Consider the following 20,766-nt stretch of genomic DNA (forward strand, 5'->3'; position numbering starts at 1 on the left):
TTCCGACCCCTCATCCACTCTCTTTCGTGAAGAGCCGGATTCTCGGCCCACCAGCCTGTCTGCGCAGCGCTGCCGGGCCAGCCTCCCTGCCGTTGGGACCGCCTCCCTGCCGTTGGGACCGCCCCCCTAGCGGCGCAACGGCAGGGCGGTGCGAATCGAGCAGGGGGGCGTGGGCAGGGGCAGGGTGGCGGTGACACGGGCAGGGTGGCGGCGTGCGGTCACGTCCGCCGGGTGCGACGGGTGAGGGACGAGTACGGTGGGGGCATGCCAGTGAGCAGGGCCGCCATCATCGGCTGGGGCGACGTCGCCACCGTTCATCGTGAAGCCATCGACGCCATCGCCGGGGTCGAGCTCGTGGGGATGGTCGACACCGATCCGGCACGACGCGAGGCTGCCGAGCGTGACCTCGGCGTCCCCGCCTTCGACACCGTCGATGCGCTCGTGAATGCCGTCGACCCCGACGTCGTGCACGTCACCACGCCGCACGATCAGCACGTGTCCGCCTCGCTGGCGGCGCTGGCGCTGGGCGTCCACGTGGTGCAGGAGAAGCCGATCGCCGCGTCGCTGGCCGATGCTCAGCGCCTCGTCGACGCCGCCCCGGGCGCGCGGGCGAAGATCGGCATCTGCTTCCAGAACCGCTACAACGTGAGCAGTCAGGAGCTGCGCCGGTTGCTCGACTCGGGCGCGCTCGGCGCCGTCCGGGGGGCGTACGCGTCGGTGGTGTGGACGCGCACCGCCGACTACTACGCCGCCAAACCGTGGCGCGGCAGCCGCGCCCGGGCAGGCGGTGGCCTCCTCATCAACCAGGCCATCCACACTCTCGACCTCGTGCAGTGGTTCCTCGGCGACGTGGTCGACGTCAAGGGACACGTGGCGCAGAACAAGTTCGGCGACGTCATCGAGGTGGAGGACACCGCCGAGATGCTGTTCACCCACGCGAGCGGCGTCCAGAGTTCGGTGTACGCCACCCTCACCGCGCCCCAGCACCGGGCCGTCGAGATCGAGCTCGACTGCGAGAACGCCTACGTGAGTCTGCGCAACGGCCTGACCGTCACCTGGGCGGACGGCCGCGTCGAGACCTTCGACGAGCGTCGTGCCAATTCCGGGGGGCGCTCGTACTGGGGCGTCTCGCACGAACTCCTGATCCGCGACTTCTACACCCGCGTCGACGATCCGGAACCCTTCTGGATCGGGCCGGCCGAGGCCATGAAGAGCCTCGAGATGCTCAAGCGCACTTACGAGGTCTCCGGCTTCTGACGCACGCCGGCGCTGCGCGACTGGCGCCTGCGCGGTCACTGCATCCCGGCCTCCTGCACTTGGCGGAGCGCCGTGAGGGACGCCTCATCGCCCTCGGTCGCCGGCTCCGGCCCGCGGCCCCACAGCCACAGCGCCAGCTGTTCGGCCGTGCCGGTGGCCGACGCGGCCGGCGCCGCGGCGTCCCGCTCGGCCATGAGCAGAACGCCCGGCTCGTCGTATTCCTTGCCCGACTCACCCGTGCCGCGCCAGCGGCCACCTTGGACGACCAGCGTGGCGTCGGCGTCCGTCGCCACCAGGGCGACCGGTTTCGCGACCGGGGTGAAGGTGAAACCGGGGAGCGTGCCCCACCACGCCCACATGACGTCGAAGGCGTGCCGGATCGCACCGAGGGCGACCTCGACACCGATGCGGGTGGGGTCGAGCCCGGCGGCCACCTCGGCGTCCACGCGGTGCATCGTCGCCTCGAACGCCTGCATGCGGCGCGTCGCGCCGACGCTCTGGTCGCTCCCGAGCCAGAACCAAGCGGGTTCGTCGTCCGCCCGGCCCGCCAGCGCCTCGGCCAGGGCGTTGGTCTCGGCGGCGAACAGGTCCAGCAGCGCGGCGCGGTCCTCCGGCCGCGCGGGGCCGGCCGCCTCCGCCGCTTCGACGTCGGCGTCGCTCTGGGCGCCCGTCGTCAGGATGCGCGTCCAGAAGCCGTGCACGTCGGTGAGGTGCCACAGCAGGTCGTCAACGGTCCAACCGGGGCACGTGGGGACGGGGGAGTCCGGATCGGACTCGGCCACAACGGCGGCGAAGCGGGCCGACTCGTCGGCCAGGACGCGAGCGTGATCGATCATGGGCCGATCCTCGCACCCGGCTCCGACAGTTCGGTGGACCCCGCGTCCGGGTCCCCGAGACAACTGGCGGTCAATCGCCGCCGAGCCCCCTCCGGGCGCTGTCGTGACGCACTAGGGTGGACACCGAACCACGAGCAAAGGAGCGGGCATGGGTGACACGGTGCGACTGGGCATCATCGGGCTGGGAGCCGAGGGCGGCATGTACGCCAAGCTCATCAGCGAGGGCAAGGTGCCCACCATGACGATCGGCGCGATCTGCGACATCTTGCCCGAGAAGAAGCAGGCGGCAGACGACCTGGGGGTGCCGTTCTTCACCGACTACACCGAGATGGTCGCCTCCGGCGAGGTGGACGCCGTGGTCACCACGGTGCCGCACTACCTCCACCCCGAGATGGGCATCCATGCGTTGGAGCACGGCGTCCACGCCTTGGTGGAGAAGCCGGTCGGCGTCTACACCAAGCAGGCGCGCGAACTCATCGATTTCGCCGCCAGCAAGCCCGACCTGCAGTTCGGGGTCTTCTTCAACCAGCGCACCAACCCGCTCTACCAGGACCTGCGCGAGCTCATCAGCTCCGGTGAGCTGGGCAAGCTGCGGCACACGAGCTGGACCATCACGACCTGGTGGCGCCCGCAGCCCTACTACGCCCAGTCCGCGTGGCGCGCCACGTGGGGTGGCGAGGGTGGCGGCGTCCTGGTGAACCAGGCACCCCACCAGCTCGACCTGTGGCAGTGGGTGTGCGGGGTGCCGAGGTCGGTGTTCGCCAAGGTTGGCTACGGCTTCCGGCGGGACATCGCCGTGGAGGACGAGGTCAACGCCCTGGTCGACTTCGGTGAGGGGGCCACCGGCTCGTTCATCACCTGCGTGCACGACCTGCCAGGCACCGACCGCCTCGAGATCCTGTGCGACCGGGGCAAGGTCGTCGTCGACGACTCGAACACGGTGACGATCACCCGCCTCGTCCAGGACGAGAAGGAGCTCTCGGCGAGCATGGACGTGGACGCCGTTCGCCGGCTGTTCACCGGGCAGCTCGACCGCGCCGAGCTGATGACCACTGAGACGAAGGACTACGGCTCGGTCTGGGGCGCCCAGCACGCGGAGGTGTTGCGGAACTTCGCCGCGGCCGTGCGGGGCGAGGAGGAACTGCTCGCGCCCGGCGCGGACGGCATCCACGGCGTCCGTCTCGCGAACGCGATCCACCTGTCGAGCTGGCTGGGCCGTGAGGTCTCGATCGAGAACTTCGACGAGGACACGTACCTGAGCGAGCTCAACGCGCGGATCACCGCCGAGGGCACCTTCGAGACGAGGAGCTGAACCATGGCCACCCTGGGCGTGATGATGATGATGCTCAAGCAGCAGGTCGCGGATGAGGGGATGTTCGCGGTGCTGCAACGCATTGTCGCGATGGACCTCACGGCGGTCGAGGTCTCCCAGATTCCGATGGACGCCGCCACCACCGCCGATCTGGAGCGCGGCGTCCGCGAGCTCGGCATCGACGTGGGTGCCCTGTCGGTCGCGCTCAAGCCGGGTCGCGTGGCGACCGGCGACAACCTCGAGGAGAGCTACGCCAAGATCGTCGACGATTGCGGCCGGCTCGAGACGCGGTTCGTGCGCATCGGCATGATGCCGTTCGAGGCCATGATGGCCAAGGACGCTGCGGAGGCCTGGGCCGCCGAGTGCCAGAGCGCCGCCGAGCGGCTGGCCGCCGACGGCATCACCCTGTGCTACCACAACCACCACGTCGACCTGACCCGGTTCGACGGCGAGCTGCTGTTCGACCTCGTGCGTCGGGTGGCGCCTGCGTTGAACTTCGAGGTGGACCTGCACTGGGTGCAGCGCGGCGGCATGGCCCCGTTGGACATGCTCAAGCGCTACTCCGGGGTGTGCAAGATCATCCACGTGAAGGATTTCCGGGTCACCCCCGTGCCGGCCTCGGCGATGGAGTTCTTGAGCGCCGGGGACTTCGCCGGCTGGCAGAGCGCGTTCAACAACATCGTGCAGTTCGCCGAGGTGGGCCAGGGCAACATGAACTGGCCCGAGCTGTTGCCGGCTGCCGAGGCCGCCGGCGCGGAGTACTTCTTCATCGAGCAGGACGACACCTACGGCCGCGACCCGTACGACTGCATCGCCGACTCCCGTCGCTACCTCGCCTCCATCGGCTACTGACCCCGGGCCCGCGGTGGCCGACACCGCTCGCTGATTCCCCACATTCATCGAATGTGGGGAATTTGCCTGTTCGGACGCGTTGCGGGCGATGGTGAATTAGTCCCACGCGGCATTTCTCGTGTCCCCTCTGGGGGGCCTTTTCGCCCCCCTCCGCGCGGCGTAGTGTTCAGTCATCGCCCGGACGGGGCCGTGTGCATGCGGTGATTGAACAGCGCGGGGGGAATGACATGAATACGTCTGTTGCGCGTCGTTTTGGTGCGCCCGAAAAGCGCCGCCGCCGGTGGGCCGTGGCCTTGATCTGCGGTCTGCTCGGCCTCGGCCTGGTGCTGGGCGGGTTCTACGCGTGGCGCACCTGGGCCTCGGTCAGCGCCATCTCGCGCAATCCCGAGCTGTTGCCCCTGGCGGACGCGGGGGGCGCGGCGGCCCCGGCCGGGGCAGCCGATGCCGCCGACCCGCCCCGCCCGGCGCCCGACGCGTCCGAACCCGGGTCGCTCACCTACCTGCTCATCGGCAGCGATGCCCGCAACGAGGACGAGCGGGGCCGCAGCGACGTGTTGATGCTGGCCCACCTGACGCCGGCGCGGGACCGGTTGTACCTCATCTCGTTTCCCCGCGACCTGTGGGTCGACATCCCGGGGTATGGCGAGGCCAAGATCAACGCTGCCTTCGCGCACGGGGGCGGGGCGCTGGCCGTCCGCACCGTGGAGGGGCTGGTCGGCGTCCGGACCGACCATGTCGTGATGATCGACTTCGACGGATTTGCGGGCCTGACCGAAGCGCTCGGTGGGGTGACGGTGGACAACACCATCGCGTCGTCGTCACGGGGGTACTCCTGGCCCGCCGGCCCCATCACCCTCCGCGGGGACGAGGCCTTGGCCTACGTCCGGCAGCGCTACGAGCTGCCCCACGGCGACCTGGATCGGGCGGCCCGGCAGCGCGCCGTGGTCACCGCCGCGCTCGACCAGTTGTTCTCCTCCGGGACGTTGGCCAACCCGAGCCGCTTCAACGACGTGGCGGGGCTGCTGGGGCAGTACGTCACCGTGGATGCCGGGCTGACGAACTCCGAGCTGCTCGCCACGGCCATGAGCCTGCGGTTGGGCGGGGCGACCGACATCGTCAGCCTGCAGGCCCCGGTCTCCGGGCTGGGGACGTCGGCCGACGGCCAGTCCATCGTGGTGATGGACGAGGCCGGCATGGCCGACCTCGCCCGGGCGATCCAGACCGAGTCGCTGGACGCCTACCTGGCCGCGCGGGCCTGACACCGGATCAGCAACCGCCGGGCCAGGGGCAGTCCTGCGCGAGCGCGTCGTCGAAGAACGGCTGGAGCTCGGCGAGGGCGTCGGCGTCCAGCGGGTCACCCACGTATTCACCGAAAGTCAGCCCCGTGTAGACGGCGCGGCCCTGACGGACGCTGACGCTCAGCGACCCGCCCGGGGCGTCCGCCCACGTACCGTCGACCTCCGCCTGCGTCCACCAGCTGAGGCCGATCGCGTCGTCGCCGAGATCGTTCAGCTCGGCGAGCGCCCACTGGTCGCGCCACCCCGGCGTCTGCTCATCGCGGCTGCACGCCTCGTCGGAGTACTCATACGATCGCACCTGGTCCAGGAAGTCGATGGCCGCCTGCTCGGTGCGGAACACCAGAACGGACTCGTCCCAACCCATCCCCGCGGGGCCGCGGGCCTGGATGTGGCGGCCCGCCTCGACCTCGACGAGGGCGCCCGGCGCCTGGTCGCAGAACCGCACCACGGGCGACTCCTCCTCCCATGCCGTCACCTCGTCCGTTGCCGGGGTGCCCTCGTGGAGCAGACGGAACCCCCCGAGGTCACCGAAGTCGGCGGGGAAGATGCCGTTGTCCGTGTAGTCCGGCCAGGCGGGGGTGGCCGATGCGGGCGGGTCGGCGGGCGGCGTCTGGTCGCCGGCCGGCGTCGTGGCGGACGTCGGCGACCCCGGGGTCGGCGTTGTCCCGGGCGACGTGCTCGGGGTGGGCGAGGGCGATGCCGTCGTCGTCGCCGTGGGCGTCGGCGAGACCTCGCTGACCGGGACGCCGCGCTGGGTGGTGTTCTCCAGCAGGGAGCCGATGCCGAAGGTGGCACCGCCCAGCAGGACGACGGCGGCCAGGCCGCCCGCGATCGTGCGGTTGCGGCGCACGGTTCGACCGCGCTGGAGGACGCTGGCGGTGAGACGGTCGGTGTCGGGTTCGGCTCCGTCGTGGGCGTACCACAGCTCGTTGCGAAGTTCGTTCTCGTTGATGGGGCTCATGACTTGCTCCTGGTGGCTTCGGCGGCGTCGTTCCGGCTGCGGAGCCGGCTGAGCGCGCGGGAACAGGTGGACTTGACGGTGCCGACGCTCACGCCGACGTGCTCGGCGACCTCGGCTTCGGAGAGATCCGCGTAGTAGCGCAACACGACGATCGCGCGTTCGCGGGCGCTCAGGTGGGAGAGTTGGTCGACGATGAAGTCGCGATCCTCGGTGGCCGAGAACGCGGCGGCGGCGTGCGCATCGGGTTGCCAGTCGCCGAGATCGGCGCTCACCGTTTCGTAGCGCTTGCGGCGCCAACGGTCCGTCGCGAGATTGACCATGATGCGGCGCGTGTAGGCCCAGGCGGTCTGTGGCTCCACACGCCGCCAGTGCAGCCAGGTGCGCAGGAGTGCGTCCTGGAGCAGGTCATCAGCCCCGTCGCGGCTGCCGGTCAGCAGGTGGGCGACGTGGCGCAGCGACCCGCCATGGGTCGCGACGAACGCGGAGAACTCCTCCTCGCGCGTCGTGGTGCTGGTTGTCATGCACACAAGGACGGCGCGGGTGCGCCGCGGGTTGCACGAATCTTCACAGACGCCCCGCGAGGTCGACGGCAGGCCACGCCCCCATGCTCGCCGGGCCGACCACGGGTTGGCAACCGGTGGCCTTCGCCCGCCCGGTCACGCACAATGGGAGCGGTCCGACACCAGAAGGGGTTTCCCGACATGCCCAAGCACCACGTCGTCATCATCGGCTCCGGCTTCGGTGGTCTCTTCACCGCCAAGGCGCTCCGTTCGGCGGACGTCGACGTCACCATCATCTCCAAGAGCCCCGAGCACCTGTTCCAGCCCCTGCTCTACCAGGTGGCGACCGGCATCCTGTCCGAGGGTGCCATCGCGCCCTCGACCCGCGAGATCCTCAAGCGGCAGAAGAACGTGCGCACCGTGACCGGTCTGGTGACCGACGTCGACGTCGCGAACAAGGTCGTCCACTACCGCTTCCACGACGCGCCCGGCACGCTCACGTACGACTCGCTGATCGTCGCCGCCGGCGCCGGGCAGTCGTACTTCGGCAACGACCAGTTCGCCACGTTCGCGCCCGGCATGAAGACGATCGACGACGCCCTCGAGCTCCGCGCCCGCATCTTCTGGGCGTTCGAACACGCCGAGCAGGCCACCGACCCCGAGCAGCGTCGCATGCTGCTGACCTTCGTGGTCGTCGGTGCCGGGCCCACCGGCGTCGAGATGGCGGGTCAGATCCGCGAGCTGGCCTCCCGCACGCTCGTCGGCCAGTTCCGGCGCATCGATCCGCGCGAGGCGCGGGTCGTCCTCATCGACGGCGCGCCGCAGGTGTTGCCGCCCTTCGGGCCCTCGCTGGGCGCCAAGACGCAGAAGTCGTTGGAGGAGGCGGGCGTCGAGGTCATCCTCAACGCCATCGTGACCGGCGTCGATTCGACGTCCGTCACCTACCAGCCGAAGGACGGCGCGCCGGTCACCATTCCGGCCGCTGCGAAGGTCTGGGCCGCCGGCGTCCAGGGCAACGCCATCGGACGGACCATCGCCGAGCAGGCCGGCGCGGAGGTCGACCGCTCGGGCCGCGTCGTCGTCCAGCCCGACCTGACCCTGCCCGGGCACCCCGACGTGATGGTGATCGGCGACCTCGCCTCCGTGCCCGGCGTCCCGGGCGTCGCCCAGGGCGCGATCCAGGAGGGGCAGTACGCCGCCCGCCGCATCGCCAACCAGGTGGCCGGGACGCCGGACGGCGAACCGTTCAAGTATCACGACAAGGGATCCATGGCGACGATCGCCAAGTACGAGGCGGTCGTGAAGATCGGCCGCATCGAGCTGACCGGCTTCATCGCCTGGGTCATGTGGTTGATCCTGCACCTGTTCTACATCGCGGGCTTCAAGGGCCGCGTGACCACCCTGCTGCACTGGGCCATCTCGTTCCTCGGCACCGGCCGCACCGAGCGCGTGACCACCAACCAGCAGATGGTCGGACGCCTCGCGCTCGAGCAGCTCGGCCAGCGCGTCACCGGGCGGCTGCTCAAGGGCGAGAACCCCCGCTCATCGGAGAAGCGCACCACGCGGTGACGCCCCGCCCGGCGACCCGCGGGCGGGTCGCCGAGCCGGGCGTCCGGGTGCGGCGTCAGGCCGTCAGGCCGGGCTCACACCGGGCGCTTCTGCGGACCGTTCTGCGCCGTCATCGCCGGGTCGGACACGACCACGTCGCCGAGCGCCTCGTCGATCGCCCGCATGGCGTCGGCGGGGATCTCGACGCCGGAGGCCTTGACGTTCTCGGTGACCTGCTCGGGCCGGGAGGCGCCGATGATCGCTGCGGCGAGGTTCTTGTTCTGCAGCACCCAGGCCACGGCCAGCTGCGCCATGGAGAGGTCGAGCCCCTCGGCGATCGGCTTGAGTTTCTGCACCCGGCCGAGCACGTCGTCGTTCATGAACCGCTTGATCATGTCGGCGCCGCCCTTGGTGTCGGTGGCGCGCGAGCCCTCCGGCAGATCCTCGCCCGGCACGTACTTGCCGGTGAGCACCCCCTGCGCGATGGGCGACCACACGATCTGGCTCACCCCCAGCTCCTCGCAGGTGGGCACGACCTCGGGCTCGATGACGCGCCACAGCATCGAGTACTGCGGCTGGCTGCTGATGAGCTGGATGCCAAGGTCGCGGGCCAGCTCGTGACCGGCGCGGATCTGGTCGGCCGTCCACTCGCTGACGCCGATGTAGAGCGCCTTGCCGGCGCGCACGACGTCCGCGAACGCCTGCATGGTTTCCTCCAGCGGCGTCTCGGTGTCGAACCGATGCGCCTGGTAGAGGTCGACGTAGTCGGTCTGCAGCCGCTGCAGCGAGCCGTCGATGGACTCCATGATGTGCTTGCGGGACAGGCCGCAGTCGTTCGGCCCCTTCGGCCCGGTCGGCCAGTAGACCTTCGTGAAGATCTCCAGCGACGCCCGGCGCTCGCCCTTGAGCGCCTCGCCGAGCACCTCCTCGGCGACGGTGTTGGCGTAGACGTCGGCGGTGTCGAAGCTCGTGATGCCGGCGTCCAGCGCGGCCCGGACGCACGCCGTCGCCGCCTCGTTCTCGACCTGCGAGCCGTGGGTGAGCCAGTTGCCGTACACGATCTCGGTGATCTTCAGCCCGGAGTTGCCCAGGTAGCGGTACTTCATCGTCACTCCTTGTGGTGGGGAAAGGTTGCTGTGGACAGATGGGGTGGGGGCAGGTTGACCCCACCATGTCTACCACCGGCGCCTGACAGTGCGCCCCGATGCTCTCGGCCGAGCCCCGCCGCATCCGGACAAGCAGGTTTGCCCGATCAGTGACAATCGCGCCGTGACCGAGCACGTCTGGCCCGTGAACCTCCCCCGCACGCCTGTGCTCGTGCTGCGGGGGCAGCGTTTCGACGCCGCTCACCCGGCGGTGATGGCGATCCTCAACCGCACGCCGGACTCGTTCTGGGCGAGTTCCGGCAGCCAGGGGGTGGACGAATCGCTCGCAGCGCTCGACGCCGCCGTGGCTGCAGGGGCGGATCTGGTGGACGTCGGGGGTGTCCGGGCCGGGCAGGCCGGTGACTGGGTGGACGCCCGGACCGAGATCGGGCGCATTCAGCCCCTGCTCGCGAAGGCCAGGGAGCGACACCCGGATCTCGTGCTCAGCGTCGACACGTGGCGCAGCGAGGTGCTGGCCGCCGTCGCCGATCTGGGGATCGACCTCGTGAACGACACGTGGGCGGGCCACGACCCCGATCTGGCGGCGGCCGCAGGCGACCTCGGGGCGGGTTACGTCGTGTCGCACACCGGGGGGCTGCCGCCGCGGACGGATCCGGTCGCCGTCTCCTACGGCGACGATCCGGACGCCGTCGTCGCGTCCGTCATCACCGGGCTGCGGGAAGGAGCGCGCCGGGCGATGGACGCCGGCGTTGCACCCGAGGCGGTGCTTGTGGATCCGACCCTGGATTTCGGCAAGACGACCCGCCACTCGTTGCGCGTGCTGCGCGCCACCGCACAGATCGCCTCGCTCGGCCACCCGGTGCTCCAGGCCATCTCGCGGAAGGACTTCGTGGGGGAGACCCTTGGCCTGCCCGTGGCCGATCGGCTGGAGGGGTCGCTGGCGGCGACCGCGGTGGCGGCCTGGCTGGGGGCGACGGTGTTCCGCACCCACGACGTTGCGGCCACTCGGCGCACTCTCGACATGGTCGCGTCCGTGCGGGGTGACCGACCCCCGGCCCGGGCCGAACGGGGTGAGCCATGAGCGGCCCGAGCGGGTTCGAGAGCTGGATCGACCGCCAGATCCGGGAAGCGATGGAACGTGGCGCGTTCGATCACCTGCCCGGTGCGGGCAAGCCCCTGCACCTTGACGACGACCCCGACTGGTGGGTCAAGAACAAGATGCGCGCCGAGAACCTCGAACCGGTGCTGACCGGGCCGGCCGCGCTGCGCCGCGAGGTGGCCGACATCCAGAGCGCGCTCGCCGACGCCCGTACCGAGGTGGAGGCCCGCGAGCGCTGCGAGGACCTCAACGGTCGTATTCGTGCGTACTACGCCGCCCCCCAGCGCGGCCGGCAGCTGGTGGTGCGGCTGGTCGACGTGGACGCCGAGGTGGCGCGCTGGCGCCAGAGGCGGTCCGGCTGAGCGCCGGCGGGTGGCCCGGCGAGCCGCCTGCCACTGCGGTCGGATGGTTGAAGGTGCAACTTCAGACCCAGGTCGCAGCAACCAGCTGGCTGGTAAATGGTTTCCAGAACTAAAATTGCTCGGTGAGCACGACCACTTCCCCACGCCCAACCCTGGAGCTGTCACCCACCGCCATCACGGCCGGTGCCCTCTCGTCCGTCACCGCCTCCGTCCTCGGCTCGACCCTCGGCACGGCGGGCACGCTCGCCGGTGCCGCCATCGGATCGGTGGTGGGTGCCGTCGCGACCGCGCTCTACTCCTTCGGCATCCGGCGGACGCACTACTCCGTTTCTTCCATCTCCGACCGCTTCCGCGGTGACTCTCCCGACGCGGGTGTCGCCGACGTCGCACCGGCCGGCACCACCGACGCCGACATGGAGGCAGCGCACTTCCAAGGGGATGTGCCGGACGCCGTCCTGTTCACCGGTCTCAGCTCCGGGGTGCACCCGGACGCCCCCGCTCTCGACGGTGTCGCGCCCGGGCTGGTCCCGACCGGTCCCGATGGCGCGGTCGGCGAGCCCGCCGGCATCGGCCCGACGGCCACACGCGGCGGATCGGAGGAGCGAACGGGTGCGGATACAGGCGTGGCCCCGGGTGCGGAAGCGACCGCCGCCGGTACCAGCCGACGCTCGGGGCTGCGCTGGGCGGCGGCGGGGGCGCTCGCGTCCGCCGGTGTGGCGTTCGTCGTGGGCCTGGGGGTGATCACGGGCGTCGAGGCCAGCACGGGCCGAGCGCTCTCCGGCGGCGAGGGCACGACGGTGGGCAACGTGACGACGGTCGAGAGGGCCGAGACCTCCGACGCTGCGACCGGGGCGTCCGATGCGTCGACGCCGGCGCCCACCGCCACGCCGACCGAGCCGACACCCGCCGCCACGGCCACGCCGACCGCCACGCCGTCACCGACGGCCCCCACTCCGACGGCAACCCCCGTTCCGACCGCGACACCCGCGGCGGCCGGGTCGACGCCGTCGGCCGTGAGCATGGCGACCAACGAGGCCGTCCCCACCCCCGCCACGCCTGCGCAGTGACCGTCGCCGGTCAGGCCCGCGCCGGGGCGTCCGCGTCCGGCAGGGTGTGGCGGTAGGTCCACGAGGTGAGGGCGGTGCCCAGCATCACGATCAGCACCCCGACGAAGATGTGGAGCGACACCTGGTGGGTCTCACCGAGCGCGACCTGGATGCCCACGGCTGCGGCCAGCGCCACGGCGAGGGTGAGGTTCACCGGCCCGGCGGAGCGTCGGAGCGCCACGTACACCAGCGCGTTGGCCACGCACACCGCGAGGGTCACCCAGGCACCCCAGACGTGGTAGGGGCGGAACTGCGCCTGCCCACCCAGGAACGCCGAAGCCCACCCGGCCTGGCCGAGGAGGCAACTCAGGGCCACCGTGACGCCCGAGCGCAGCGCGATGAGGTGGGGGTGGGGCAGACGCGGCATCGGCATCACCCCATCGTGGCAGATGCCTGGTCGCCCGGGCAGTGGGCGTTAGCATGGGCGCCGTGACCCCCGCGACCGACGCCTCCGCCACGGCACCCACCAGCCGGACCACCCCGGACGCCCCCGGGCGCCGTCGGTTCTCGCCGGCCCGGGCGGGTTACGCCCTGCTGGCGCTGCTGGCGCACGCGGCCGTCGGGCTGGCGTGGCTGGTGACGGCCTTGGCTGTGATGGGGTCCTTGGGCGTGCTGCGGCGGATCGCCATGAATTCCGAGTTCGCCTGGGACACGGGGCGGTTGCCACAGCCGTGGGTCATCGTGGTGGGGATCGTCGCGATCCTCGTCAGTCACCTGTTCTTGCGGTGGGCGATGCGCGGGGCCGGCGGCGGTCACGCCGCCTGGGGGCCGTCCGTCATCGCCTGGTGCGGGGCCTTCCTCGGCGTCGCCCTGGGTGCCTATTTCTGGATTCCGCCCGTGGTGGTGGGGGAGCAGGTGGGGCCGGCCTCGGGCGAGTCGACGCCGTGGGGCATCCTCGGCTGGGTGGCGCACTACGCGCGCCTCGCGTTGCCGGCGGCGGTGGGCCTCGTGACGCTGGTGTTGCTCCTGGTCAGCCGCAATTCTCCGCTGGTGGTGCTGTGGCGTTGGTGGCGCTCGCGCCCGCGGCGTCCGTTCGGCCGACGCGCCGAGCGAGCCTGAGCGCGCGCGGGCCCGCACCGCCCGCCGGCGAACGGATCCCGAGGGCTTTCCCGCCTGTACACAAGGCGTTCACCCCGGCATGATCGGCTGCAGGGACGCCCCCGACCCGCGACGCCGCATCACTCATCCGGAGGAACCATGAACCGCACCCGACGCGCCGTGGCCCTGGCCGCGACGCTCGGCCTGCTCGGCGCCGGCAGCATCGCCGGCTCGGCCCAGGCCGCGACACCCGTCGACGCCATCAGCGAGGGCCTCACGCCCGTCACGCTGCTCAACTTCAACGACTTCCACGGCCGCATCGACGACGGCCTCGCCCTGACGGGCGTACTCGGCAAGAACTTCGCCTGCACGATCCAGACGGCACGGGCCACGTACGGCGCCGAGCAGACGGTGCTGCTCTCCGCCGGTGACAACGTCGGGGCGTCGTCGTTCGCCTCCAACATTCTCGGCGACCTGCCGACGCTGGAGTACCTCAACGCGCTGGGCGTCACCGCCTCCGCCGTCGGCAACCACGAGTTCGACCGCGGCTTCCCCTGGTTGCAGGGTGAGGCGATCCCGGCCGCCGGGTTCCAGTATCTGGGCGCGAACGTCTACGAGCGGGGCACGACCACCCCGGCGCTCGAGGAGTACCGCCTCACCGAGGTGAACGGGGTGATGCTCGGCATCATCGGTGCGGTCACCGACGAGACGCCGTCGTTGGTCGGGCCCGACGGCATTTCATCGATCGAGTTCGGCGACCCGGTCGCAGCCGTCAACCGGGTGGCCGCCCAACTCTCCGACGGCAACGCGCTGAACGGCGAGGCCGACGTCCTCATCGCCGAGTACCACGACGGTGCCGCCGTGGCGACGAGCCTAGGCGCAGCGGAGGACGCCACCGAGATCTTCGACCGCATCGTCAACGACACCTCCCCCGCGGTCGACGTCGTCTTCAACGGCCACACCCACCTCGCCTACCAGTGGGACGGCCCGGTGGAGTCCGGCACGCGCGTCATCAGCCAGTCGGCCAGCTACGGCGCGCGGCTCGGCGTCGTCCAGCTCGGCTACAACGCCGAGACCGGCGAGGTGGAGGAGTACATCGCCAGCCAGCTCGCGACCGCGCCCGTCACGCCCGCCTGCGAGGCCGACCCGACCTATGCGGCGGCTGCCGAGATCGTCGACGAGGCCGTGGCCAACGCCAAGGAGATCGGCACGCAACCGGTGGCCGAGATCAGCGCCGACATCACCACGGCCTACGGCGACGCCCAGGTCGTCCAGGGTGTCTACTGGGGCACGACGCGCGATGATCGCCTCCGCGAGAGCGCGTTGGGCAACCTGGCTGCCAACGCGTGGGCGTGGGCGGCCAACCAACCCGGCCGGACTGGCGCCGACATCGGCATCATGAACCCGGGCGGCCTGCGGGCCGATCTCTTGTTCGATCCTTCCGACGCCGAGGGCGACGGGGTGGTCACCTACGCCGAGGCTGCCGCGGTGAACCCCTTCGCCAACACGCTGCAGAGCATCGACGTCACGGGTGCCGTGTTCCGCCAGGTGCTCGAGCAGCAGTGGCAGCCGGCGGCGTCGTCGCGTCCGTTCCTCAAGCTCGGGCTCTCGGACAACGTGCGTTACACGTACGACCCGGACGCCGCCGCAGGCAGCCGCATCCTCGATGTGTGGGTCGACGGCGCGCCGCTGGACGAGGCGGCCACCTACACCGTGGCGGCGGGCAGCTTCCTGATCGGCGGCGGGGACAACTTCACCGCGCTGCAGCAGGGGACGCAGGTGCGTGACCTCGGCCTGATCGACATGGATGCGTTCATCAACTACCTGGCGGCGCAGGACGTGGTGGAGCCGTCGTTCGAGAAGAACGGCGTGGCCGTCACCGACGGCGCCCTGCCGGTCGCGCGCGGCGAGCAGGCCACGGTGCGCGTCGATGGGGTCGACCTGACCAGCCTCGGCGCCCCGGCCAACACGGAGTTCGACGTGGTGGTCGACGGCTTCACCATCGGGACAGCCGCCATCACGACCGCGCGGACGCCCGGCGTCCCGACGCGCGACGGGGCGGCCACCGTCACCCTGACGGTCAACCCGGCGTACGTGGCCGACACCGTGCAGCTCGTCGCCAAGCCATCGGGGACGGTCGTGACCCTGCCGCTGGCGGCGCTGCCCACGGCGTCGTTCTCCGACGTGACGCCGGCCACGCAGTTCCACGACGAGATCGCGTGGCTGGGCGGGGCCGGGATCGCGCAGGGCTGGCCCGACGGCACGTTCCGCCCGGTGACGGCGATCCATCGTGACGCCATGGCGGCCTTCCTGTACCGCCTCGCCGGGAGCCCCGAGTTCCCCGTCCCGGCCGAATCGCCGTTCAGTGACGTGCCGACAACCCACCAGTTCTACAAGGAGATCGCGTGGCTGTCGCAGCGCGAGATCGCCAACGGCTGGAGCGACGGCACCTTCCGCCCCGACCTGTCGATCGGCCGGGACGCCATGGCGGCCTTCCTCCACCGCGCCGCGGGCAGCCCCGCCTACACGCCGCCGGCGACCTCGCCGTTCAGCGACGTGACGGTCGACTCGGAGTTCTACACCGAGATCGCCTGGCTGCACTCGACGGGGATCACGACCGGTTGGCCGGACGGCACCTTCCGCCCGACCGATCCGGTGAACCGTGACGCGATGGCGGCGTTCCTCCACCGCTACGTCGCCGAGTTCGGGGTGCCCGAGCTGGGCTGACGTCCATCCTCGCCTCCGGGCGACACGCCGCGGGGCGCCTGGTCACCTGACCGGCGCCCCGCTTCGCTGCGTGTGACAAGGTGGGATGCATGGAAACGCGACGGATGGAACGGCTCGGGCTCGAGACCTCGGTCATCGGCATGGGTTGCTGGCAGATCGGAGGCAGCTGGGGTGAGGTCGGGCAGGACGACGCGCTCGCCACGCTGCACGCGGCGGCGGACGCCGGTGTCACCTTCTTCGACACTGCGGACGTCTACGGTGACGGCCGGAGCGAACAGCTGGTGGGCCGGTTCGTGAAGCAGCGGCCGGCGGGGTCGGTTGTCGTTGCCACGAAGATGGGGCGGCGCGCCGATCCGCACGAGGCGTCCGCGTACACCCTGGACGCCTTCCGCCGCTGGATCGACCGCAGCCGGGAGAACCTCGACGTGGCGGCGCTCGACCTGGTGCAGCTGCACTGCCCGCCCTCGGAGGTGTTCGCCTCACCGCAGGTGTTCGAGGCGCTCGAGACCCTCGTCGCGGAGGGCCGAATCCGCGCCTACGGCGTCTCGGTCGAGCGGTGCGACGAGGCACTGACCGCCCTGGAGCACCCCGGCCTGGCGAGCATCCAGATCATCGTCAACGCCTTTCGCCACAAGCCGCTCGAGCGGGTGCTGCCCGCCGCGGCGGAGGCGGGCGTCGGCGTCATCGCCCGCGTGCCGCTGGCCTCGGGCCTGCTGAGCGGACGCTACGACGCCGACACCACGTTCGCCGCGGACGACCACCGCAGCTTCAACCGCCACGGAGAACAATTCGACCGGGGCGAGACGTTCTCCGGCGTGCCCTACGACGTCGGCGTCGCCGCCGCCCAGGAGTTCTCGGCGTTGGCGCCCGAGGGCGTCACCCCGGCGCAGTTCGCGCTGCGCTGGCTGGTGGACACCCCCGGTGTCAGCGTGGTCATCCCGGGGGCGCGCAACCCTGAGCAGGCGCGGGCCAACGCCGCGGCCGGCTCGCTGGCCCCGGTCACCGACGCGCAGCGCGCCGCCGTGGCTGCGCTGTACGAGGAGCGGATCGCCGAGCACGTGCACGCGTCCTGGTGAGGCGGATCAGCGTCGCCGCCAAGCGCCCTCCAGGCCCGTGGGGGCGAAACCGAGGGCGTCGTTGATCGCCAGCATGTGGGCGTTCTCCGCCGCGTTCCAGGTGTGGACGCGCAGGGCGTGCGGGTTGGCCCGTCTGAGCCGCAGCAGGTTCGCGGCCTTCACCAGCATGCCGAGGCGGTGGCCGCGGTGGTCGGGGTGCACCAGCGTGCCCTCCTGCCAGACCCCGGCCGGGTTGTGCCCGGGCCACTCCACCAGGGTGAACGCGACCAGCTCGCCACTGCCGCGGTGGCGGGCCGCCGAGGTCACCCACCCCCGCTCACGCGCCAGCATCCGCTGCTCAGCCGAGCGCAGACGGGCGACATCCCAAGCCTGCGCCTCGCCCAGCTCCTCGGCCAACGGGACATCGGTGCTCATGCGGCCCTCCAAGAGGGCGCGCCCTTCGGCGAACGCATCGGGGGCCGGGCCGTCCCAGCCCACCAGCTCGTAGTCGTCCCCGGACGCCACGCGGGCCACCTCGGCGTGCCGCTGTGCCTGGGTGAGGGTGGCCTCGTCGAGGGTGAGGGTGGAGGGGCGCTCAACCTGTTCGAGGGTGAAGCCGTGACGGAGCAGGAAGGCGTTGGAGGGTCGGCGCGGGTCGACCGCCCCCGTTCCGGAGGAGGCAGCGACGCCGTCGTCACCGTCGGGGCCGAGCCCTGGTTCGAAGGCCCAGGCCAGCAGCGTGGTGCGTCCCTGGGCGGCCAGGGCGGCGGCGGCGGTGTTCAACAGCGCCGTCCCCACCCCGCGGCGTCGCGCTGCCCGGGTCACCGTGAGGTCCAGGCTGGCGGTGTCCGGGTCCTCCCGCAGGGGCTGATCGGCACCCACGTACCCCAGCACCGGGTCGCCGACCTCCCCCGCACCGTCCAGCGCCACCCACACGTCCTGGCTCCAGTAGGGCGACCCGCGCAGGCTGAGGACGCGGGCGGCGACGCTGTCGTTGAAGTCGTCGTGCCCGTAGAGCTCACGGCAGGTCGCGCCGTCGAGCGCGGCCATTGCCTCCACCCACGGATGGGCGGTGTCGTCACCCGGCGCGGGCGTGGGGACCGGCTTGATGGTGACCATGGTGGGACCTTTCGGGCGCTGGGCAGCCTTTCAGGATGGCGGACCGCGCGGTGGGGCGCAAGCGGGCGGGTCAGGCGCCGACGGCGTCCGGGGCCGTCAGCGCCGCACGCACCGCGGTGAGGGTCTCGGAGGTGCCCGCATCGACCGTGAGGGCGGCCAGTTCGTCGGCACGGGTGGCGCCGTGGTTGACGATCACCACCGGCATGCCCGCCTTGGCGGCGTGGCGCGCGAAGCGCAGGCCCGACATCACGGTGAGCGACGACCCGGCGACCAGCAGCACCTCGGCGGCATCGACCCACGCGTAGGAGCGGGCCACCCGATCGCGCGGCACGTTCTCCCCGAAGAACACGACGTCCGGCTTGAGCACCCCGCCGCAACGCAGGCACGGCACCACCACGAAGTCGACCGGGTCGGCAATGTCGGCGTCGCCGTCGGGGCGCAGCTCGGCGTTGCCGGCCGGAATCTGTCCGGTGACCTGCGGGTTCGCGGCCTCCAGCCGCTCCTGGAGCGTGCGCCGCGGCGTCAGCTCACCACAGCCCAGGCATGCGACGCGCTCGATGAGGCCGTGGAGGTCGACCACGTCGGTCGAGCCGGCCGCAGTGTGCAGGCCGTCGACGTTCTGCGTGATGATCGGGACGCCCAGCGCCGCCAACGCCGTGTGCCCCGGGTTGGGCGGCGCGGCGCCGAAGCTGCGGTAGCCCTGCATCGACCGGGCCCAGTAGCGACGCCGGGCGTCGGCGTGCCGGATGAACTCGCCGTACTGGATGGGACGGGTCGGGCGCGCATCCGGGCCCCGGTAGTCGGGAATGCCCGAGTCGGTGCTCAGCCCTGCGCCGGTCAGCGCCACCCAGCGCCGCCCGGCCAGCAGGTCGACGATGCCCGCAACCTGGCCCGCAGTGGGGTGGGGCTTGGGCGAGGGCACGGAGCCGAGCCTACCGACCCCCGCTCTCCGCCAGCAGCCTGATCGCGCTCGCCGCGTGGCTGGGGCTGACCTGATCTGTGGCGTCGTACCGGTACAGTTCCATCGAGCGCCGCCTGGTGAATTGGGCCGCTTCTGTCGTGACGCGTCGAAGGAGGGACGGCCATGCCCGACACCACGCCCCAGAGCGCGCTGCTCGGCGCCCTCGCGGCCGCGCTGATCGGCGCGTTTGCGGCGCACTTCCTGGCCCCCGATCCACGCCTCGGCCCCACCGAAACCGGTGACCCGGCGTTGGCGGCCGATCTCGCTGCCGTGGTCGGGGAGGGCCGCGGGATGTCCTCGGTTGCCGTGGCCCGCGTCGAGGGTGACGCGGTGCGTTACGCCGCAGCGGGTGACACCACCGGCTCAGCGGCGGACGGCTCGCCGGAGGATGGCCGCGACGCCCTGTTCGAACTCGGCTCGGTCACGAAGACCTTCACCGGGCACCTGCTCGCCGACGGGGTGGCGCGCGGTGAACTGGAGCTGGACGCGCCTCTCGCCACCTATCTGCCCGAGCTCGCCGACACCCCGGCGGGGGCGGCGACCCTGGAGCAGTTGGCGAGCCACACGAGCGGCCTGCCGCGCGTGCCCGGCGAGCTGGTGCGTTTCCGCGGGGCGCTGGGGACGGGCGACCCCTACCGCGACTGGGCGGTGGACCGCGTGGTCGACGCCGCACGGACTGCCCCGACCACCGCCGTCGGCGAGGAGAACTACTCCAACTTCGGCGTCGCGCTGCTGGGCATCGCCGAGGCGCGCGCCGCCGGCGTCCCCACCTGGTCGCAGCTCGCGGAGGAGCGGCTGTTCCAGCCGCTCGGGATGGACGACACGACCGTCGTGGAGGCCGGGGAGCCGGAGCCGGACGGGCTCGTCTGGCCGCGGACGGCGAACGGGCGGGCGGTGCAGCCGTGGACTGGCGACGGCTTCGCCGCCGCCGGGAGCGCCACGCGCACCACGACGGGCGACCTGGCGCGGTTCGCCACGGCGGTGCTCGACGGCACCGTGCCGGGCGCCGGGGCCGTCGAGCCCGTCGTGACCGGACCCGATCACGGGCGCGGGCTCGGCTGGAGCGTCGACACGAGCCAGACCCCCGCCCTCCTCAGCCACGGCGGCGCCACCGGCGGCACCTCCACCCACCTCGTGCTCCAGCCGGACGCCGACCGCGCGGTCGTCGTGCTGGCCGCCACCGACGCGGACGTGGGCCCGATCGCCCGCCATCTGCTGCTCGACCCCACCCAGAGCGTGCACTTCGGGCCCAACGCGGCGGGGGTGGCCAGCGTGCTGGCCGCGATTCTGGTGCTGCTGCTCGTCCTTCTCAGCCTCAACCAGCTCCCGAGCCGGGTGGGCGCCCTGGCGGCGGTCGTCATGGCAGCCGCGGCGGGCGTCGCCCTGACGCTGCTGGGGCCCTGGCAGTGGGCCCTGCGCTGGGCGATCGGTTTTCTCCTGGGGGCCCTGGTGGGGGCGGCCTGGCTCGCGGTGCTGCGGGCCCCGTCCGCGCCGTGGCTGCCGCAGCGGCGGCCCTACCAGCCCGTGGTGGCCCTCGCCCTGGCCGCGGCGGGCAGCGCCATGCTGGGCTGGCTGCTCGTCTAGCGCTTGGGGACGCTCCGGTCGCCGGCCCGCGGGCCCGGCATGCCA

At 71.8% G+C, this 20,766-nt stretch carries 19 protein-coding genes; 12 read left to right on the forward strand and 7 right to left on the reverse strand.

Annotation, left to right across the window (positions count from 1 at the left end):
- The first annotated feature begins 264 nt into the window (after positions 1 to 264).
- Positions 265 to 1,257, forward strand: coding sequence for a Gfo/Idh/MocA family protein (locus tag IFY26_RS08920; protein WP_232548653.1), 993 nt, complete (start codon positions 265 to 267; stop codon positions 1,255 to 1,257).
- A 35-nt stretch (positions 1,258 to 1,292) separates the two neighbouring features.
- Here IFY26_RS08920 and IFY26_RS08925 read toward each other — a convergent pair whose 3' ends face one another.
- Positions 1,293 to 2,093, reverse strand: coding sequence for a maleylpyruvate isomerase N-terminal domain-containing protein (locus IFY26_RS08925; RefSeq protein ID WP_232548654.1), 801 nt, complete (start codon positions 2,091 to 2,093; stop codon positions 1,293 to 1,295).
- 148 nt (positions 2,094 to 2,241) lie between these two features.
- On the opposite strand from IFY26_RS08925, the gene IFY26_RS08930 reads away from it, so the two are divergent.
- The 3 genes from IFY26_RS08930 (at position 2,242) to IFY26_RS08940 (ending at position 5,516) form a co-directional block, all read left to right on the forward strand.
- Positions 2,242 to 3,405 carry a Gfo/Idh/MocA family protein gene (locus IFY26_RS08930; protein WP_232548655.1) on the forward strand — a complete coding sequence of 388 codons (1,164 nt, stop codon included), beginning with the start codon at positions 2,242 to 2,244 and terminating at the stop codon, positions 3,403 to 3,405.
- A 3-nt stretch (positions 3,406 to 3,408) separates the two neighbouring features.
- Positions 3,409 to 4,257: a sugar phosphate isomerase/epimerase family protein gene (locus tag IFY26_RS08935; protein WP_232548656.1), complete on the forward strand. Its 849-nt coding sequence runs from the start codon at positions 3,409 to 3,411 to the stop codon at positions 4,255 to 4,257.
- A gap of 287 nt (positions 4,258 to 4,544) precedes the next feature.
- A complete protein-coding gene (locus tag IFY26_RS08940; protein WP_232548657.1) occupies positions 4,545 to 5,516 on the forward strand; it encodes an LCP family protein in 972 nt (323 codons plus the stop codon).
- Positions 5,517 to 5,523: 7 nt separating this feature from the next.
- On the opposite strand, the gene IFY26_RS08945 is transcribed toward IFY26_RS08940, so the two are convergent.
- Positions 5,524 to 6,516, reverse strand: coding sequence for a hypothetical protein (locus IFY26_RS08945; RefSeq protein ID WP_232548658.1), 993 nt, complete (start codon positions 6,514 to 6,516; stop codon positions 5,524 to 5,526).
- Positions 6,513 to 7,037: a SigE family RNA polymerase sigma factor gene (locus IFY26_RS08950; protein WP_232548659.1), complete on the reverse strand. Its 525-nt coding sequence runs from the start codon at positions 7,035 to 7,037 to the stop codon at positions 6,513 to 6,515. Before IFY26_RS08950 ends, IFY26_RS08945 begins: the two co-directional genes overlap by 4 nt.
- A gap of 180 nt (positions 7,038 to 7,217) precedes the next feature.
- Between IFY26_RS08950 and IFY26_RS08955 the strand changes: the two genes are divergently transcribed.
- Positions 7,218 to 8,585 (forward strand): NAD(P)/FAD-dependent oxidoreductase, encoded by a 1,368-nt coding sequence (locus IFY26_RS08955; RefSeq protein ID WP_232548660.1) that lies wholly within the window; start codon positions 7,218 to 7,220, stop codon positions 8,583 to 8,585.
- Between the two features lie 74 nt (positions 8,586 to 8,659).
- On the opposite strand, the gene IFY26_RS08960 is transcribed toward IFY26_RS08955, so the two are convergent.
- A complete protein-coding gene (locus IFY26_RS08960) occupies positions 8,660 to 9,670 on the reverse strand; it encodes an aldo/keto reductase family protein (protein WP_232548661.1) in 1,011 nt (336 codons plus the stop codon).
- Positions 9,671 to 9,833: 163 nt separating this feature from the next.
- Here IFY26_RS08960 and folP point away from each other — a divergent pair, with 163 nt between their 5' ends.
- From folP to IFY26_RS08975, 3 genes are all read left to right on the forward strand, one after another.
- Positions 9,834 to 10,751 (forward strand): dihydropteroate synthase, encoded by a 918-nt coding sequence (gene folP / locus IFY26_RS08965; RefSeq protein WP_232548662.1) that lies wholly within the window; start codon positions 9,834 to 9,836, stop codon positions 10,749 to 10,751.
- The gene (locus IFY26_RS08970) at positions 10,748 to 11,131 is read left to right on the forward strand and encodes a DnaJ family domain-containing protein (protein ID WP_232548663.1); all 384 of its coding nucleotides are present in this window, start codon (positions 10,748 to 10,750) and stop codon (positions 11,129 to 11,131) included. Before folP ends, IFY26_RS08970 begins: the two co-directional genes overlap by 4 nt.
- Before the next feature lie 122 nt (positions 11,132 to 11,253).
- Positions 11,254 to 12,198, forward strand: coding sequence for a hypothetical protein (locus tag IFY26_RS08975; RefSeq protein WP_232548664.1), 945 nt, complete (start codon positions 11,254 to 11,256; stop codon positions 12,196 to 12,198).
- Positions 12,199 to 12,208: 10 nt separating this feature from the next.
- On the opposite strand, the gene IFY26_RS08980 is transcribed toward IFY26_RS08975, so the two are convergent.
- A complete protein-coding gene (locus IFY26_RS08980; RefSeq protein ID WP_232548665.1) occupies positions 12,209 to 12,610 on the reverse strand; it encodes a hypothetical protein in 402 nt (133 codons plus the stop codon).
- 56 nt (positions 12,611 to 12,666) lie between these two features.
- Here IFY26_RS08980 and IFY26_RS08985 point away from each other — a divergent pair, with 56 nt between their 5' ends.
- The 3 genes from IFY26_RS08985 to IFY26_RS08995 all read left to right on the forward strand — a co-directional run bounded on the left by IFY26_RS08985 (position 12,667) and on the right by IFY26_RS08995 (position 17,078).
- A complete protein-coding gene (locus tag IFY26_RS08985; RefSeq protein WP_232548666.1) occupies positions 12,667 to 13,296 on the forward strand; it encodes a hypothetical protein in 630 nt (209 codons plus the stop codon).
- 138 nt (positions 13,297 to 13,434) lie between these two features.
- Positions 13,435 to 16,002, forward strand: a complete 2,568-nt coding sequence (locus tag IFY26_RS08990) for a 5'-nucleotidase C-terminal domain-containing protein (protein WP_232548667.1) — start codon at positions 13,435 to 13,437, stop codon at positions 16,000 to 16,002.
- Positions 16,003 to 16,091: 89 nt separating this feature from the next.
- A complete protein-coding gene (locus IFY26_RS08995; protein ID WP_232548668.1) occupies positions 16,092 to 17,078 on the forward strand; it encodes an aldo/keto reductase in 987 nt (328 codons plus the stop codon).
- Between the two features lie 6 nt (positions 17,079 to 17,084).
- Here the strand turns inward: IFY26_RS08995 and IFY26_RS09000 are convergent, their stop codons facing one another.
- A complete protein-coding gene (locus IFY26_RS09000) occupies positions 17,085 to 18,176 on the reverse strand; it encodes a GNAT family N-acetyltransferase (protein WP_232548669.1) in 1,092 nt (363 codons plus the stop codon).
- Positions 18,177 to 18,246: 70 nt separating this feature from the next.
- The gene (locus IFY26_RS09005; protein ID WP_232548670.1) at positions 18,247 to 19,098 is read right to left on the reverse strand and encodes a Sir2 family NAD-dependent protein deacetylase; all 852 of its coding nucleotides are present in this window, start codon (positions 19,096 to 19,098) and stop codon (positions 18,247 to 18,249) included.
- Between the two features lie 162 nt (positions 19,099 to 19,260).
- On the opposite strand from IFY26_RS09005, the gene IFY26_RS09010 reads away from it, so the two are divergent.
- Positions 19,261 to 20,721: a serine hydrolase domain-containing protein gene (locus IFY26_RS09010; RefSeq protein ID WP_232548671.1), complete on the forward strand. Its 1,461-nt coding sequence runs from the start codon at positions 19,261 to 19,263 to the stop codon at positions 20,719 to 20,721.
- Positions 20,722 to 20,766 lie beyond the last annotated feature (45 nt).

The organism is Propioniciclava soli (assembly GCF_014858005.1).
Classification (GTDB): Bacteria; Actinomycetota; Actinomycetes; order Propionibacteriales; family Propionibacteriaceae; genus Propioniciclava; species Propioniciclava soli.